General features: G+C 65.3%; 16 protein-coding genes and 3 tRNA genes. 4 read left to right on the top strand and 15 right to left on the bottom strand.

All coding sequences use genetic code 11. The features are described 5' to 3' along the window. Positions 1–39: 39 nt before the first annotated feature. The 6 genes from phoU to C8K14_RS02680 form a co-directional block, all read right to left on the bottom strand. Positions 40–723, bottom strand: a complete 684-nt coding sequence (phoU, locus tag C8K14_RS02705) for a phosphate signaling complex protein PhoU (RefSeq protein ID WP_022676279.1) — start codon at positions 721–723, stop codon at positions 40–42. An 11-nt stretch (positions 724–734) separates the two neighbouring features. Further along, positions 735–1,565, bottom strand: coding sequence for a phosphate ABC transporter ATP-binding protein PstB (gene pstB, locus C8K14_RS02700; RefSeq protein ID WP_107715613.1), 831 nt, complete (start codon positions 1,563–1,565; stop codon positions 735–737). A gap of 1 nt (position 1,566) precedes the next feature. Beyond that, positions 1,567–2,853 (bottom strand): phosphate ABC transporter permease PstA, encoded by a 1,287-nt coding sequence (gene pstA / locus C8K14_RS02695; protein WP_107715612.1) that lies wholly within the window; start codon positions 2,851–2,853, stop codon positions 1,567–1,569. Next, positions 2,846–4,228 (bottom strand): phosphate ABC transporter permease subunit PstC, encoded by a 1,383-nt coding sequence (gene pstC, locus C8K14_RS02690; protein WP_022675553.1) that lies wholly within the window; start codon positions 4,226–4,228, stop codon positions 2,846–2,848. Before pstC ends, pstA begins: the two co-directional genes overlap by 8 nt. A gap of 22 nt (positions 4,229–4,250) precedes the next feature. After that, complete coding sequence (locus C8K14_RS02685; RefSeq protein WP_107715611.1) at positions 4,251–5,297, bottom strand: substrate-binding domain-containing protein; 1,047 nt, start codon at positions 5,295–5,297, stop codon at positions 4,251–4,253. A 147-nt stretch (positions 5,298–5,444) separates the two neighbouring features. Then, on the bottom strand, positions 5,445–6,641 hold the full coding sequence (locus C8K14_RS02680; protein WP_107715610.1) for a cell wall metabolism sensor histidine kinase WalK: 1,197 nt from the start codon (positions 6,639–6,641) through the stop codon (positions 5,445–5,447). 456 nt (positions 6,642–7,097) lie between these two features. On the opposite strand from C8K14_RS02680, the gene C8K14_RS02675 reads away from it, so the two are divergent. Next, positions 7,098–7,367, top strand: coding sequence for a hypothetical protein (locus C8K14_RS02675; protein ID WP_133726748.1), 270 nt, complete (start codon positions 7,098–7,100; stop codon positions 7,365–7,367). A gap of 93 nt (positions 7,368–7,460) precedes the next feature. On the opposite strand, the gene C8K14_RS02670 is transcribed toward C8K14_RS02675, so the two are convergent. The 4 genes from C8K14_RS02670 to recJ form a co-directional block, all read right to left on the bottom strand. Continuing rightward, positions 7,461–7,535 (bottom strand) — tRNA-Glu (locus C8K14_RS02670). 83 nt (positions 7,536–7,618) lie between these two features. Then, positions 7,619–7,693 (bottom strand) — tRNA-Glu (locus tag C8K14_RS02665). Between the two features lie 19 nt (positions 7,694–7,712). Beyond that, positions 7,713–7,787: transfer RNA gene (locus C8K14_RS02660), tRNA-Glu, on the bottom strand. Between the two features lie 92 nt (positions 7,788–7,879). Further along, positions 7,880–9,694, bottom strand: coding sequence for a single-stranded-DNA-specific exonuclease RecJ (gene recJ / locus C8K14_RS02655; RefSeq protein ID WP_107715747.1), 1,815 nt, complete (start codon positions 9,692–9,694; stop codon positions 7,880–7,882). Between the two features lie 172 nt (positions 9,695–9,866). Here recJ and C8K14_RS02650 point away from each other — a divergent pair, with 172 nt between their 5' ends. The 3 genes from C8K14_RS02650 to C8K14_RS02640 all read left to right on the top strand — a co-directional run bounded on the left by C8K14_RS02650 (position 9,867) and on the right by C8K14_RS02640 (position 11,740). Next, the gene (locus C8K14_RS02650; RefSeq protein ID WP_107715609.1) at positions 9,867–10,349 is read left to right on the top strand and encodes an NAD(P)H-dependent oxidoreductase; all 483 of its coding nucleotides are present in this window, start codon (positions 9,867–9,869) and stop codon (positions 10,347–10,349) included. 111 nt (positions 10,350–10,460) lie between these two features. Beyond that, positions 10,461–11,201 carry a hypothetical protein gene (locus tag C8K14_RS02645; RefSeq protein ID WP_107715608.1) on the top strand — a complete coding sequence of 247 codons (741 nt, stop codon included), beginning with the start codon at positions 10,461–10,463 and terminating at the stop codon, positions 11,199–11,201. Between the two features lie 53 nt (positions 11,202–11,254). After that, positions 11,255–11,740 carry an AHH domain-containing protein gene (locus C8K14_RS02640; RefSeq protein ID WP_255420046.1) on the top strand — a complete coding sequence of 162 codons (486 nt, stop codon included), beginning with the start codon at positions 11,255–11,257 and terminating at the stop codon, positions 11,738–11,740. Positions 11,741–11,805: 65 nt separating this feature from the next. Here C8K14_RS02640 and leuA read toward each other — a convergent pair whose 3' ends face one another. From leuA to ilvN, 5 genes are all read right to left on the bottom strand, one after another. Next, a complete protein-coding gene (leuA, locus tag C8K14_RS02635) occupies positions 11,806–13,476 on the bottom strand; it encodes a 2-isopropylmalate synthase (RefSeq protein ID WP_022675561.1) in 1,671 nt (556 codons plus the stop codon). Positions 13,477–13,723: 247 nt separating this feature from the next. Continuing rightward, positions 13,724–14,371, bottom strand: coding sequence for a YceI family protein (locus C8K14_RS02630; RefSeq protein WP_107715606.1), 648 nt, complete (start codon positions 14,369–14,371; stop codon positions 13,724–13,726). 128 nt (positions 14,372–14,499) lie between these two features. Further along, positions 14,500–14,898: an I78 family peptidase inhibitor gene (locus C8K14_RS02625; RefSeq protein WP_084390717.1), complete on the bottom strand. Its 399-nt coding sequence runs from the start codon at positions 14,896–14,898 to the stop codon at positions 14,500–14,502. A 245-nt stretch (positions 14,899–15,143) separates the two neighbouring features. Next, entirely contained in the window at positions 15,144–16,163 is a 1,020-nt protein-coding gene (gene ilvC, locus C8K14_RS02620) for a ketol-acid reductoisomerase (protein WP_022675564.1), read from the bottom strand. A 103-nt stretch (positions 16,164–16,266) separates the two neighbouring features. After that, positions 16,267–16,782, bottom strand: a complete 516-nt coding sequence (gene ilvN / locus C8K14_RS02615; RefSeq protein ID WP_171792719.1) for an acetolactate synthase small subunit — start codon at positions 16,780–16,782, stop codon at positions 16,267–16,269. Positions 16,783–16,785: the final 3 nt, after the last annotated feature.

Below are 16,785 nucleotides of genomic sequence, written 5' to 3'. Positions count from 1 at the left end.
GCCATGACGAACGGCGCGGGAATAACGCGCCCGCCACGATCATGCCGGCGGAATGACGTCTTCCCGTTCGGGCAGGTAGGTGCCAGTGGCCGCATAGTGCACGATTTCGGCAATATTGGTCGCCTGGTCGCCGATGCGCTCGATATTGCGGGCGACGAACATGAGCTGGGCGACGCTGCTGATCGTGGCCGGGTTTTCCACCATGTAGGACACGAAATTGCGGAACACGCTGTCATAGATCGCATCGACCTTGGCATCGCGGCGCACGATCTCGGCGGCGGCCACGGCATCGCGCGCGGCATAGGCGGTGAGCACGTCGTGCACCATGTCGCTGGCCAGCTCGTTCATGATCGGCAGCAGGGTCAGCGGCTCGAAGCGCTTGCGCCCCTCGATGTGGCCCACGCGCTTGGCGATGTTCTTGGCATAGTCGCCAATCCGTTCGATCACGCCGGCGATCTTGAGCGCGGCGATCACTTCGCGCAGGTCGTCGGCCATCGGTGCGCGCAGGGCGAGCACGCGGATGGCGAGGCGATCGACCTCGCCTTCCAGCTGGTCGATGCGCTTGTCGCGCGCGATCACGCTGGTGGCCAGTTCCTCGTTCCCGCCGACCAGGGCGTCCATCGCCTCGGTAATGGAAAGTTCGGCCAGGCCGCCCATTTCCGCCACCAGGCCACGCAGGCGGGTGATGTCTTCGTCGAATGCCTTGACGGTATGTTCAGCCACGTCTCGTATCCTTACCCGTAACGCCCGGTGATATAGTCCTTGGTGCGCTCTTCCCGTGGATTGGTGAAGATGTCCGAGGTCGTGCCATATTCCACGATCTTGCCCATATGGAAGAACGCGGTGCGCTGCGAGACGCGGGCGGCCTGCTGCATGGAGTGGGTGACGATCACGATGGCATAGCGGCCACGCAGTTCGTCGATCAGTTCCTCGATCCGCGCGGTGGCAATGGGATCGAGCGCGGAGCACGGCTCGTCCATCAGGATCACTTCGGGATCGACGGCAATGGCGCGGGCGATGCACAGGCGCTGCTGCTGGCCGCCCGAAAGCGCGGTGCCGCTGTCGGTCAGCCGATCCTTGACTTCGTCCCACAGGCCGGCGCGCTGGAGCGAGGTTTCGACGATGCCGTCAAGCTCGCTCTTGCTGGTCGTCAACCCGTGGATGCGCGGGCCATACGCGATGTTTTCATAGATCGACTTGGGAAACGGGTTGGGCTTTTGAAAGACCATGCCAACGCGCGCGCGCAGCTGCACCACGTCCATGCCGGAGCGGTAGATATCCTGCCCATCGATCAGGATTTCGCCTTCGACCCGCGCGTTGGCGATCGTGTCGTTCATGCGGTTCAACGAACGCAGGAACGTGGACTTGCCACAACCCGAGGGGCCGATGAACGCGGTGACATAGTCGTTGGGCACGTCGATCGAGACATCGTCGATCGCGCGCTTGGCGCCATAGAACACCGACACGTTGCGCGCGCTGATCTTGGCCGGGCCATCGTCGGGCAAGGCAGAGATCTGCGCCGCAGCTTCGGCAGGGGCGTCGTTCAGGGGAAGGGGGGCGTTCATGTTACCACCGTTTCTCGAAGCGGTTGCGCAGGTAGATGGCAAGACCGTTCATCAGCAGAAGGAAGACCAGCAGGACGACGATCGCGGCGCTGGTGCGCTCGATGAAGCCACGGTCGATTTCGTCGGACCACAGGAAGATCTGCACCGGCAGCACCGTGGCCGGCGAGGTGAGATCGCCCGGTGGCGAAGCAACGAAGGCGCGCATGCCGATCATCAGCAGCGGCGCGGTTTCACCCAGCGCGCGGGCCATGCCGATGATCGTGCCGGTGAGGATGCCGGGCAGCGCCAGCGGTAGCACGTGGTGGAACACCACCTGCACCGGGCTGGCGCCCATGGCCAGCGCCGCGTCGCGGATCGAGGGCGGGACTGCCTTGATCGCATTGCGCCCGGAAATCACGATGACCGGCATGGTCATCAGCGCCAGCGTCATGCCGCCGATCAGCGGGGCCGAGCGATAGTGCGGGAAGATCGCGAGGAATACCGCGAGGCCGAGCAGGCCAAAGATGATCGAGGGCACGGCCGCCAGGTTGTTGATCGAGATTTCAATCAGGTCGGTCCAGCGGTTGCGCGGGGCATATTCCTCCAGATAGAGCGCGGCGAGCACGCCTACCGGGAACGCCAGCACGATCGTGACCAGCATGGTCATGATCGAACCCTTGAGCGCGCCCCAGATGCCCACGGCCTGCGGGCTGGTGGCGTCGGAGCGGGCCAGAAAGCCCCAGTCGAACGCGCGCACCAGCTTGCCATCCTGGACCAAGCGCTGCGCGACAGGGCGCAGTGCCTCGGGGCCATCGCCACGCTGGGCAGCGGCGAGCTCGTCGGTGGCGGGCAGCGAAAGCGATAGGCTCGGTTCGTCGAGCAGCGACGGCTTGGCCGCGATCTGCGCGGCGACATCGCGCCAGGCACCATCGGCAAGCAGCGCCGCGCCGCCCTGGCCCAGGCCCTTTTCGGCAGCGGCATCGACCATGGCCGGCAGGCCTGCCAGTTCCAGCGCGCTGGCCGGATCGGGCTGGCCCAGGCGATCGCGATCGATCGAAAGCTGGCCGCGCAGGGGCAGGTCAAAGCGCAGTTCGCTGCGCTGGAAGCCAGCCAGGCCACTCGATGCCATCGACACCAGCAGGAACACCAGGACCAGCGCGGAAAACGCCACGGCACCCAGGCCAGCCAGCTTGAACAGCCGGTCGCCGGTGTGGCGGCGCGCCAGGCGCGCGGCCATGCGGGCGCGGCGCTGGGCGGCCAGCGTATCGGCAGAAGAGGAAGTCAGCGTGTCCATGATCGGCTCACTCATAGGCTTCGCGATAGCGCTTCACCACGCGCAGGGCGATGAAGTTGAGCGCCAGGGTGACAAGGAACAGCACCATGCCCAGGGCAAAGGCCGAAAGGGTGGCCGGGTGATCGAAGCTGCCTTCGCCGGTGAGCATGGCAACGATCTGGAACGTCACCGTGGTCATCGACTGAAACGGATTGGCAGTGAGATTGGCCGAGGCGCCGGCCGCCATCACCACGATCATGGTTTCACCGATCGCGCGGCTCACGGCCAGCATGATGCCAGCGACGATGCCGGGCAGCGCGGCCGGCACCAGCACCTTGCGAATGGTTTCGGCGCGGGTGGCGCCCATCGCCAGGCTGCCATCGCGCAGGGCATCGGGCACGGCGGCGATGGAATCGTCGGCCATCGAGGAGACGAAGGGAATGATCATCACCCCCATGACCAGGCCGGCAGCCACCGCGCTTTCGGTCGAGGCGCTGGAAATGCCGATGCCTTGCGCGAAATCGCGCACCGCCGGCGCCACGGTGAGCGCGGCGAAATAGCCGTATACCACCGTGGGCACGCCCGCGAGGATTTCGAGCAGCGGCTTGATCACCTTGCGCACAGTCGAAGAGGCATATTGCGTGAGGTAGATCGCGCTCATCAGGCCAAGCGGGATGGCCACCAGCATGGCAATGATCGCGCCGATATAGATCGTGCCCCAGAACAGCGGAATGGCGCCGAACTGCTTGCCATCGACCGCGCCGGTGCTCATCGGATCGGGCGCCCAGTGGGTGCCGAACAGAAAATCAATGGGCGAGACCATGCCGAAAAAGCGCACGGTTTCGAACACCAGGCTGATGATGATGCCGGCCGTGGTGAGAATGGCGACGAGCGAAGCGATCAGCAGCAGCGACATGACCGCCCGCTCCACCCGGGTGCGGGCGGTGAAATCAGGCTTCAAGCGCAGGAAGGCAAAGGCCCCGCCAGCCAGCGCGACCAGGATGGTGACGATCAGCCCGATCGATTCATAGCGGGCAAGCGCGACGCGATAGGGCGCGATCAGCCCTTCGGCCTCGGGCATGAACACGCCAAACGCTTTGCCTTCGGCGACGGCGCGGGCCTGCGCCAGCATGGCTTCGCGTTCAAAGCCAAAGCCCGGAAGGGCCGCCGCTGCCGGATCGGCCAGGACATGCGCGGTGATCAGCGCCGGGCTGACCGCATTCCATACCAGCGCAAAGACCAGCGCCGGCACCGCGATCCACAGCGCCACGTACCAGGCGTGGAAGCTGGGCAGCGAATGCAGGCGCGCATCCGGCGTCTTGGCGCGAAACGCCCAGGCGCGCGAGCGGGCCGCCAGCCAGCCGACAAGGCCCAGCCCGAAGGCGAGCAGGAGAAGAATGGCTGGCGACATGACTGGGCTTTCCCGTCCTTTCTTACTTGAGCTGCGAACCGTCGAGCGACGGCATCGTGGTCACGGCCTTGGCGCTTTCGGCCAGGACGGCATCGGGCGCAACCACCATGCCGAGCTTGGCGAGCGTGCCATCCTTGCCCCACAGCTTTGACCATTGCGTGACATAGGCCTGCAGACCAGGAATTGCCTTGAGGTGCGCCTTCTTCACATAGATGTAGAGCGGGCGGGCGCCGGGATAGCTGAAGTTGGAAATGGTCTCATAGGTCGGCGTGATGCCGCTCATCGTCAGGCCCTTGATGCGGTCGGCATTGGATTCGACATAGGAAAAGCCGAAAATGCCGATGGCCTTGGGATTGGCCTCGATCTTCTGCACGATCAGGTTGTCGTTCTCGCCGGCATCGACATAGACGCCGTCTTCGCGCACCTGGGTGCAGACGTCGTCATGCTTCTTCTTGTCGCTGTCCTTGAGCGCCTTCATCTCGGGATTGGCGTCGCAGCCCTTGGCCAGGATCAGTTCCTTGAGCGCATCGCGCGTGCCCGAGGTGGACGGCGGGCCGTAGACCAGGATCGGATCGGCCGGCAGCGCCGGGTTCACGTCAGCCCAGGTCTTGGCAGTGTTGGGCTTGCCATAGGGGTTCTTGGCCAGCGCCTTGTAGATGTCTTCCGGGGTGAGCGCGAGATTGGCGCCGCCCTTGGCTTCAGCAAAGGCCACGCCATCCAGGCCAACCTGGATTTCGGTGATGTCCTTCACGCCATTGGCGACGCATTCGTCGAATTCCGACTTCTTCATGCGGCGCGAGGCATCTTCGATATCGGGGTGCTGCGGGCCGACGCCGGCGCAGAACAGCTTCATGCCGGCGCCCGTGCCGGTCGATTCGATGATCGGCGACTTGATCGAGGGATCGCTCTTGGCGAGCTGCTCGGCCACGGCCTTGGCAAAGGGATAGACGGTGGACGAACCGACGGCACGCACCTGGTCGCGGCTGCCGGAATCGGCGCCGCCGCAGCCGGCGAGAGCGAGCGAACCCAAAGCGGCAGTGGACAGAGCAAGTGTGCGAAGCGTGACCATGGCAATACCTTCCATTCCCCGTGGCCAGGAAGTGTCCCGGTGGATGAGCGGCCAATGCGACCAGGGTGTGACAGCTTTATGACAAAAGCTGCGGCATTTGTGACAAAACCATGGTGTCGTTGAAAAACGCCCGTTCAGCCCGGCAGGTCAGCCCGGCAAGGCAGCGGCTGGCGCCGCCTCTGGCGCGGCCAAGGGCAGGCGCACGGTCACGGTCGATCCTTCGCCCAATGTGCTGGCGATATCGAGTTTGCCACGATGGCGCTCGACGATGTGCTTGACGATGGCAAGGCCCAGCCCGGTGCCACCCGCCGCGCGGCTGCGGCCTGGGTCAGAGCGGTAGAACCGCCGGGTCAGATAGGGCAGGTGATCGGGGTGGATGCCTTCGCCCTGGTCGGCCACTTCCAGCACCACGTCGCTGCCGTCGCGGTGGACCCGCACCGCCACCGGGGCCTGCGCATCGCCATATTTGAGCGCATTGTCGATGAGGTTGCGGATCAACTGGTCAAGCTGCTGGCGATCGCCACAGACCACGCCGGTTTCGGTTTCGGGCAGGATGCGTTCGTCGCCCACGGTGAAGCCCACTTCGCTGGCGATGGTTTGGGCCATCTGCCCCAGATCGATGCGTTCGCGCGGGAATTCGTGCTTTTCCGCCTCGATGCGCGAAAGCGACATGAGGTCTTCCACCAGGGTCTGCAGGCGCTTGGCTTCGCGCAGCACGGTGGCGTGGAACTTGGCCGAGGTGGCCGGATCGATTCGGGCATCGGGATCGGCCAGGGTTTCGACATAGCCGATGATCGAGGCCAGCGGGGTGCGCAACTCGTGGCTGGCGTTGGCGACGAAATCGGTGTGGGCGCGGCTGATATCGGCCTCGGCCGTGCGGTTGACCAGCTCGATCAGCGAAAAGCGTTCGTCGATCGCCACCCGGCTGACCTGCCAGATGCTGCGTGCGCCGGTCAGGCCGCGAACCAGCGCGGTTCCCTCGGGCTTGTCGAGCAGAGTGATCGCCTCGGGATGGCGCAGCGCCACGCGCGCATCCTGCCCGACGATATGCGGGCCTAGCGCCTCACGCGCGGCGGCATTGGCCGAGGCGATGCGCTGGCGATCGAGCATCAGCACCGGCACGCTGAACGGCTCCACCAGGGCGACCATGGCCTGGCGCGAGACGCTGCCTTCCTCGGGCCGGACCTGGACGATCTCTGGCTCGGGGCTGGCGAGCCACAGTGAGGCCAGCCACACCACCAGGACGGCAAAGGCAAGCCACAGGCTGGCGCCGGCAAACGGCATGGCCGCAGCGGCGACCAGGGCAATGCCCACGCTTGTCCAGGGCAGGGCCAGACCTTTCATCGGGGGATGTCACTTTCGCCAGGAAACGCAGATAGCGCACCTGTTAGGCGAGGGCAGGGGGGCGCGGCAAGCCCGCTGCCGGCCTGTCACACTTGCCGCCAAGGCTGTCCACAGGCTTGGCTGAGGGACGCGGCGGCGGCGCTGGACACGCGCGCTTTTGCTTCCGTTTCGGCGGGAGTGGTGACAGTTGGCGCGCGTGCCTGCTGTTCATTAGCCATCTAACATGCTGCTTTTCCCTGAAGATGATCTGAAAAGCGGCCATTCTGGTACACGACTTAGTTGCGCGCGATACCGCCAAAGCTGCGGGGAAAGCCGTGGCGGGCAGGCGTGGCGGCGCGTAGATGAGACCAAGGTCGAACATTCCCCTTCATCGTCCGCCGCCATGGCGGGCAACGGGGCGCCGGGTTGCGCTGGCGGCTTGCAAGGCCGGCTCTAAGGCCTGTCGAGGTGTGGGGCGTGCGCACGCGCGGCCTGATCGGCGCCAAGAAGTGGGAGGACGATTGCGTGAAATCCTCGGATCGCAACGGCGCCGACAAGGCCGTTCTGGCCGACCTGATCGGCAAGCTGGAAGGCTCGCTGGCGGTGCTCGATCACCAGGGCGCCTCGCTGGCGGCCGCGCACCTTTCCATGGTGCTGGATCTGATGCGCAAGGAACTGGCTGGCCCGCGCCCGATGGAGGGGATCGCCGGCATTCCCGCCACGATACAATCCTCGCAACTGCATTGAGGGCGTGATTGCGGGCGCGCACAGCCCAGCATAATGCGATGGGCATGCGGCGTGCCGACGATGTGGTGTGGTTCCGCGCCAATTGCGCCGGAATGGTGACCCCTACGGGAATCGAACCCGTGTTTCAGCCGTGAAAGGGCCGCGTCCTAACCGCTAGACGAAGGGGCCTTGCATGCGAAGGCATGGTTGCCGGCGAAACATGGCGCATTGCATGGCATGCCGGCAATCCGCACCTTGAGGCAAGATGCAGATGGTGACCCCTACGGGAATCGAACCCGTGTTTCAGCCGTGAAAGGGCCGCGTCCTAACCGCTAGACGAAGGGGCCGTCCGGCAGCGTGCAATGATGGTGACCCCTACGGGAATCGAACCCGTGTTTCAGCCGTGAAAGGGCCGCGTCCTAACCGCTAGACGAAGGGGCCGCCGGGCTTGCGCCGCTGGGCAGGTCCGCGCCTCTATTAGGCTGGGGCCGGTGCGTCAACCCGCCGGTCCAAAAAAATCAGACCCAAAAAATTCAATCGGCAAACGCGGCATCTTCGATATGCAATTCGGCGGCGGGGCGGCTGCCCCAGTCGTCGAGCCGGGCGCGTCCGGCCAGCCATAGCTGGCGGCCCTTGCAGCCGTGCAGCAGGGCCTGGCCCAGATCGGTTTGTGCTGCGCGAAAGGCCATGGCCTTGAACGATCGGCCATCGGCCCCGGCCACGATCGCCCGCACGTGATCGTTGCCCACGATATCGCACTTGACCAGCCGCACCGGGCCCACTGCCACGCGCGGGCCGGGCCAGCCCACGCCATAGGGGCCAGCGCCTTCCAGCGTTTCGACCAGGCTGGGGGTCAGACCGCCAGGGCTGAGCGACAAGTCCAGCGCCAGGCTTTGCGCGGCGCGGGCATTGGCCACGTCGCGGCCGAGGCGTTCATCGAGCCATTGGGCCAGTGGCTCCACGCTGTCGGGTGCGATGGTCAGGCCACAGGCCATGGCATGGCCGCCGCCCTTGACCAGCAGCCCCACCTCGCGTGCGGCAATGATCGCTGCGCCCAGATCGACACCGGGGATGGAGCGGCCCGAACCCTTGCCCATGCCAGCGCCATCAACTTCGGCCTGTTCGCCATCGTCGAGGGCGATGACCAGCGTGGGCTTGCCGGTCTTTTCCTTGATGCGGCCAGCAACGATGCCGATCACGCCGGGATGCCAGCCCAGGCCGGACACTACCACCACGGCGCGGTTGTGCTGTGCTTCCACTTGGGCTTCGGCGGCCTCCTGCACGGCCTGTTCGATCGCGCGGCGCTCGTCGTTGAGAGCCGAGAGGCGCGTGGCGATGTCCTTGGCCTCGTCAGGGTCTTGCGTCGTCAACAGCCGCACGCCGAGCGAGGAATCGCCGATGCGCCCGGCGGCATTGATGCGTGGCCCCAGGGCAAAGCCCATGTCGCTGGCGGTGGGGGCGCGGGTGATGCGGCTGGCATCGATCAGCGCGGAAAGCCCGATATTGGCGCGCTTGGCCATGACTTTCAGTCCCTGCGCCACCAGCGCACGGTTAAGGCCCTTGAGCTGCGCCACGTCGGCCACGGTGCCCAGCGCAACCAGATCGAGCAGGCCCATGAGATCGGGCGCCGGGCGGCTTTCGAACCATCCCTGCGCGCGCAGGACACGCACTGTCGCCACGGCAAGCAGGAAGGCCACGCCCACGGCGGCAAGATGACCATGCGCGGCGGCCTCGTCATCCTCGTCCAGGCGATTGGGGTTGACCAGGGCCACGGCAGGGGGAAGGTCAGGCGCGCACTTGTGGTGATCCACCACGATCACGTCGATTCCTGCGGCCGCGGCCTGGCCCAGCGCCTCGTGCGCCATGGCGCCGCAATCCACGGTGACGATCAACTGGCTGCCTTCGCGGCCAAGCCGGACCAGCGCCTCGCCCGAGGGGCCATAGCCTTCGAGCAGGCGATCGGGAATATAGGCTTGGCCTTCCACGCCGAGTGCGCGCAGCAGGCGCAGCAGCAGTGCGGCGCTGGTGGCGCCATCCACGTCGTAATCGCCATAGACGGTGATGCGCTCGCCGCGCACCACGCCTTCGGCAAGGCGGCGCGCGGCCACTTCCATGTCGCGGAAAATGGCGGGATCGGGCAGGAAATCGCGCAAGGTGGGGCGGCGGTGCCGCTCAAGATCATCGTGCGGCACCCCACGCGAGAGCAGCAACTGGTCTACCAGGTCATTGCTCAGGCCATCGTCGCCACCGCCGGCGCGGCCGAAACGGCCGGAAAGGTCCATGTTGCCGCCGCGCCAACGCCAGGCGAGGCCGGAAAGGGAATGGGTAATCGCAGTGACCGGGATCATTGTTGCGCGGTAGCCGATTGCCGCCCCATGGGCAAACCGCACGGGCAGATACATCGCCAGGAAACCGATTTGGCAAAGCTGCGTTCATATCCGATTTGACACCAATGGATCGGCGCTTGTGCCGGGAATTACAAACGCTGCGGGGGCGGCGGTGGTGAAAAGGACAGGGGGCATGCTGGCAATCATCTGGCACAGCCGCACCGGCGCGGCACAGGCCATGGCACAGGCCGCTGCGCACGGCGCGGCACAGGCCGGCGCGCCGGCGCAGCTGTTGCCGGCCGAGCAGGTTAACCCCGCGCAATGCATTGCAGCGCAAGGTTTCCTGTTCGTCTGCCCGGAAAACCTTGGCAGCATGAGCGGAGAGATGAAGGCGTTCTTCGATCGCTGCTATTACCCCCTGCTGGAGCAGATCGAAGGGCGCGCCTATGCCACGGCCATCGCAGCAGGAACGGCGGGGCAGGGAGCACAGGCGCAGATCGACCGGATCGTGACCGGTTGGCGTTTGCGCCGCGTTGCGCCGCCCTGCATCATTCTAACGGGTGCGGATCGGCCCGATTCGATCTTGGCGCCCAAGGCCCTGCCGCATACTGCATTGCAAAAATGTCGCGAACTGGGGCAGTTGCTAGCGTCGGGTTTGGAAATGGGCGCTTTTTGAGCATGTCGCGCCGGGGTGTTGACGAAATTTCGACGGTATCGGGTGCAGGCCCTGTAGATCGCCGCAATGGATTGCGGCGCAAGGGTTTGTCCAACGACAGGAGCGTAAGCGGTGGCTGATGGTCAGGAAAGTGCGGGGGGGCGCGCCGTGGCGACGCTGTTGTTCGCCCCTGGCACGCGCCCTGATGCCGATGCCCTGGCCGGGTTGGCCCAGGCCGAGCACGCCTTTGCCGTGAGCCATCGCCCGGGTGGCGCGGCCCGTTGGGTGGAACTGCTGCGCGATGGTTTGACGTTCGACCTGACTGGTTTGGCGCCAAAAGAGGGGACGGCAACAGCGCTTGCGAACCTGCGTGTGGGCCTGCCTGCGGATTTTGACCCGAGCACCTATGAAGCGCTGCTGCTGGCGCCGGGGCCGCACTTGGCCGGGGCGGAAAGCCTCTTGCCGGTGGTGCAGGTGGCGGCCAGCCTGTTGCTGGCGCTGGCGACTTTGCCGGGCTTGGCGGCGATCGGCTGGTTGCCGGCTGGCAACCTTGTTTCGCCGCGCTGGTTCGTCGACGCCGTGCGCCCGTGGCTGAATGGCGGGCCGTTTCCGGCCATGGCCCTGGCCGGCCTGAAGCGCGGAGATGATCGCGTGACCAGCATCGGCCTGACCTTTTTCATCGGGCAGGAGTTTGCTTTGCACACCGGGGGCGAGCGGCCGGGAGAACAGCATGCGCGCGCCGCCGTGCGCCTGACAGACTGGTTGATCGCCCATGGCCACATTGCGCAGGCGCAGGCGGTTGAGCTGCCCGGCGCCGGCACGCTCTGGTTAGAACCAGGGGAAGACTGTATCATTTCGGCACGATGGGCCTAACGAAACGTGTTCCTGATTCGTCTCGCAAATGGCGGTTCGCCGCGCGCCGGGCGATTCCGTTTCATTGCGTCAACGTCGTCGGCTCTCCGGGATATCAGGCGCATATGCAGCGGCACCATATCCTGCCCTGCCAGGTTCTGACGCGCGCCGGTTTGAATGTCATGCTGGGCCGATTGGGCGAAGCCGAGGTGGGCTTTCACGATTTCCGCCGCAATGGTCTGCTGCTGCCGGCAACCGAGGCGGCCGCGCAACGCGTGCTGATGCCGCTGCATCGCGGCCCGCATCGGCAATACAACCAACTGGTGCTGGAACGGATCGGCCAGATCGAGGCCGGCTGGCAGCGGCGGCGCGGCGCCAACGACATGGCCGCCGACCGCGAAGCGCTGATGCGCCTCGACCTGTTGCAGCGTGCCTTGCGCCGCCGCCTGCTCGATCCACGGCGCTGGGGCGGGATGCCGCTCAACCGCCGCGATCCGGCGGTGGATTTCAGCCATCTCGACGCCATGGCCGAAATGCTGTGGGCCGATACCGAGGCCTGATCGCAAAAAGGCCCCGGAGCGGATGCTCCAGGGCCCTTGCATGATGCGTGTGATGGTGGTGGCGATCAGCGGCCGGCGTTGGCTGCCGAAAGGATGGCGCGCACGCTGGCGGTGGCAACGTCTTCGTCGATGCCCACGCCCCATACCACGCGGCCATCGGCCAGCACGCATTCGACATAGGCGGCAGCGCGCGCATTGGTGCCGCTGCCCATGGCATGTTCGGAATAGTCGCGCACTTCCAGGCGAACGCCGAACCCTTCGGCCAGGGTGGCAACGACCGACGAGATCAGGCCATTGCCGCGCCCGCTGACCGACTGCACCTGGCCATCGATCTCGATCTTGCCGGCAAACACGCGGGTGCCGTCGGTGCCGCGCTGCTCGTCATAATCGACAAGCTGGAAATGTTGCGGGGCATCCAGGCGATAGACCTTGCGGAACACGCCCCAGATATCGCCGGCCTGCAGTTCGCGGCCCAGTTCGTCGGCCAGTTCCTGCACGTGGCGCGAGAAGTGCGCCTGCATCTTCTTGGGCAGCTTGAGGCCCTGGTCCTGTTCCAGCACCCAGGCAAAACCGCCCTTGCCGCTTTGCGAATTGACGCGGATCACCGCCTCATAGCTGCGGCCCAGATCGGCCGGGTCGATCGGCAGATAGGGGACGGCCCAGAGTTCGTCGTTGCGCTTTTCCTGCGCGGCGAAGCCCTTCTTGATGGCGTCCTGGTGGCTGCCGGAAAAGGCGGTGAAGACCAGTTCGCCGCCATAGGGATGGCGCGGATGCACGGGCAGCTGGTTGCAGTATTCCACGGTCTGGATCACTTCATCGATGTTCGAGAAGTCCAGTTCCGGGTCTACCCCTTGCGTGTAGAGGTTGAGGCCCACGGTCACCAGGCAGCAGTTGCCGGTGCGCTCGCCATTGCCGAACAGGCAGCCTTCGACGCGATCGGCCCCGGCCATCAGGCCCAGTTCCGCCGCGGCCACACCGGTGCCGCGGTCGTTGTGGGTGTGCAGGCTGATCACCGCGCGATCGCGGCCGGGCAGGTTGCGGCAGAAATACTCGATCTGGTCGGCATAGATATTGGCGGTGGAGGCTTCCACCGTGGCCGGCAGGTTGAGGATGATGGGCTTTTCCACCGTGGGTTGCAGCACGTCCATCACCGCTTCGCAGCAGGCGATGCTGAAATCGAGTTCGGCGGTGGAGAAGGTTTCCGGGCTATATTCGAAACGCCAGTCGGTCTGCGGGAAGCGGGCGGCCTGATCGCGCAGGAACGTCGCCCCACGGCGGGCGATTTCCTTGATTTCGCTCTGTTCCATGCCGAACACCACCGTGCGCCACAGCGGCGATACCGCGTTGTAGACGTGGACGATCGCCTGCTTGGCGCCGGCCAGGCTTTCGAACGAGGTCTTGATCAGGTCTTCGCGCGATTGCGTCAGCACCTGCACGACGACGTCTTCGGGGATACGGCCTTCGTCCACCAGGGCGCGGATGAAATCATATTCGGTGGCACCCGCGCTGGGGAAGCCGACTTCGATTTCCTTGAGGCCGACCTTGCACAGCAGATCGAAGAAGCGCGCCTTCTTGTCGGCGTCCATCGGATCGATCAGCGACTGGTTGCCATCGCGCATGTCGGTCGAGAGCCAGCGCGGGGCCTTGGTGATGGTGCGCGAGGGCCACTGGCGATCGGGCAGATCCACCTGCGGAAACGGACGATACTTGATGCCGGGATTCTTCAGCATGGCCATGATGGCTGAACCTTAAAATGAAAATGATGCGTCTGGTGCGAGGGGATGACCCTTGGGCGCCGTGTGCGCCGCATACCGACGCGTCAGCTCACGCCCAAGGGCGTGTAAGTCGCAGGGTAAGGTTCAGCGCGGCGATCATCGGCCATGCCTATGGTGCCTTGCGCCGGCTTTGTCCAGATCAAATGCCGGGGGCAACAAACCCCGCAGCGGCATGCCGTTGCGGGGTTGCTGGTCAGTCAGGCAGAGGTCAGGCGGTCTTCTCGAACGCGATGGTAATGTTGAGTTTCACCTCGTCAGACACCAGCGGCAGCGCGCCATTCACGCCAAAGTCTGAACGCTTGAGCGTGGTGGTCCCTTCAAAACCGACCGTTTCCTTGCCCCAGCCTTTGCCGGCGCCGATGAACCTGGCGGCGATGGAAACCGGCTTGGTCACGCCATTGAGCGTGAGATTGCCTGCGATGGTGGCGCTGGTGCCATCGGCGCCCGGCGTCACGCTGGTGGATGTGAAGGTGGCATCGGCCGGATTGGGGCCGAAGAAATCGGGCTTCTTGCCCTCGGTGCCGGGGCGCAGCAGGTGAGCGTTGAGGCCGGCATTGGCGGTGAGCACCTTGCTGACGGGGATTGTGGCGGCCACCTTGGCTGCAGAAAGATTGGCCGGATCGAGCGTGAGCTTGGCCGAAACGTCACCAAACAGGCCGAAATAATCGTTGAAGCCAAGGTGATTGACGCTCCAGGCCACGAGCGAATGATTGGGATCGGCGGCATAGTTGCCGGCCGTGACGCGGGCCTTGTCCGGCTGGCCGGGAACGGCAGGGGCCTGGGCAATCATCGGCGTGGCGGCCAGGGCCAGGGCCAGTGGGGCGGCCAGCGTGAACGCGGTACGAACGGTGATCATGTGATGTCTCCCTTGGGCGCGGCCGTTGCGCAGCCAGGCACGCCGTCGCCCAGAGGGAAAGGTGCCAAACGCATGGGCGAGTGGCAAGCGAGCAAAGCGGCTATGGTCCCTGTTGCAGGGGCGGGCGATCAGCCGCAGCGGGTGGCGGCGATCTGGCCGTGTTCGTCGACGATGACGTTGAGCCGGCCGGGCTGGTAATCCATCGTCACGGCATCGCCGGGATGGACCCAGCGGATGTGGCGATGGCCCACGGCCGCAATCACGGCGGCATGGGCTTCTTCGGATTCCGGCATGTTCATCAGCTTGGCCATGCGGCCTTCGCCGCAATTGATCGCGGGCAGGGTATCGGGATCGACCGCTGCATCGCTGCTGTCAGAGGCATCTGCCACTGGACCTGTAGCGGTGGGAGGCGCCACCGGCACTCCGGCGCCATCGGGCGTCGGCGTGGGCTTTGGCACCGGGGCCTGGCACGCCCCGAGCAGGCATAGCGCGGCACAGGCCGAGGCAAGGTGGGGCAGCGAAGGCATCGGCGACTCGATCAGTTTCTGGTGGTGGGCAGGACTGGAAAGCGATGGGCGAACCAATAGGTCCAAAATGGCTATGAATGCGTTTTTACGATTTTGCCATGCAGTTCGTCGAGCCGGCGGACCGCTCGGTAGAGCGAGGGGCGCATGAAAAAGGGCCAGCCCGCCGAACGGGCCGGCCCCTTTGCCGGAAGGCCGGGCCACCGCACTTGCCAGGGCAAGGCGCGGTGGCGCAGGTCTTTGCGCGATCAGTTCTTGGACTGGTCGACCAGCTTGTTGGCGCCGATCCAGGGCATCATCGCGCGCAGCTGGGCGCCGGTCTTTTCGATCGGGTGCGCGGCAGCGGCCTTGCGCGCAGCCTTGAGTTCGGGCTGGCCAGCGCGGTTGTCGAGCACGAAGTTCTTGACGAAACGGCCCGACTGGATGTCGGCCAGAACGCGCTTCATTTCCGCCTTGGTTTCGGCGGTGATGATGCGCGGACCGGTGACGATGTCACCATATTCGGCGGTGTTCGAGATCGAGTAGCGCATGTTGGCGATGCCGCCTTCATAGAGCAGGTCGACGATCAGCTTGGTTTCGTGGAGGCATTCGAAATAGGCCATTTCCGGGGCATAGCCGGCTTCGACCAGCGTTTCGAAACCAGCCTGGATCAGGTGGGTCACGCCGCCGCACAGCACGGCCTGCTCGCCGAACAGGTCGGTTTCGCACTCTTCCTTGAAGTTGGTTTCGATGATGCCCGAGCGGCCGCCGCCCACGCCCGAGGCATAGGCCAGGGCGATGTCGTGGGCATTGCCGGTGGCGTTCTGGTGGATGGCCACCAGGCACGGCACGCCGCCGCCCTTGACGTATTCACCGCGCACGGTGTGGCCCGGGCCCTTGGGCGCAACCATGATCACGTCCACGTCGGCGCGCGGTTCGATCAGGCCGAAGTGCACGTTGAGGCCGTGGGCGAAGGCCAGCGCTGCGCCGGGGCGCAGGTTGGCGTGGATGTCGTCGGCATAGATGGCAGCCTGGTGCTCGTCGGGCGCCAGGATCATCAGGATGTCGGCCCAGGCGGCGGCTTCGGCGTTGGGCAGAACCTTGAAGCCGGCGGCTTCGGCCTTGGCGGCGCTGGCCGAACCGGGACGCAGGGCAATGGCCACTTCCTTGATGCCCGAATCGCGCAGGTTCTGCGCGTGGGCATGGCCCTGGCTGCCATAGCCCAGGATGGCGATCTTCTTGCCGGTGATCAGATTGAGATCGCAATCGGCGTCGTAGTAAACCTTCATGGTACTCGTCCTTGGTTGGTCGTCCTGCCGCAACGGGCATCCCTCAGGCCGAATTAGCGCAGTGGTGGACGCAGGGTTTGTGCAAACAGCGATGGAAAAAGGGTCAGGCGGCCTCGGCGCCGCGGATCATGCCGACGATGCCGGTGCGGCCCACTTCGACAAGGCCCAGTTCCTTCATCAGGCTGACGAAGGTATCGATCTTGTCGGGCGCGCCGGTCAGTTCGAAAATGAAGCTGGAGGTGGTGGTGTCGACCACGTTGGCGCGGAATACCTCGGCAAGGCGCAGGGCCTCCACGCGGTTTTCGCCCTTGCCGGCCACCTTGATCAGCGCCAGTTCGCGCGCGACATAGGGGCCAACCTCGGTCAGGTCGGTCACCTTGTGCACCGGCACCAGGCGTTCGAGCTGGGCATGGATCTGGTCGATCACCGCTGGCGGGCCGTGCGTCACGATCGTGATGCGGCTGACATCGTGCTCGTCGGTGATGTCGGCCACCGTCAGGCTGTCGATATTGTAGCCGCGCGCGGTGAACAGCCCGGCGATCTTGGCCAGGATGCCCGCCTCGTTGTCGACCGTGATGGTCAGGACGTGGCGCTCCTGCGCCTCTGCTTTGATTTTCATCAT

This window comes from Novosphingobium sp. GV079, assembly GCF_003058045.1.
Lineage (GTDB): Bacteria > Pseudomonadota > Alphaproteobacteria > Sphingomonadales > Sphingomonadaceae > Novosphingobium > Novosphingobium capsulatum.
This window is presented reverse-complemented; position numbering and strand designations above follow the sequence as displayed.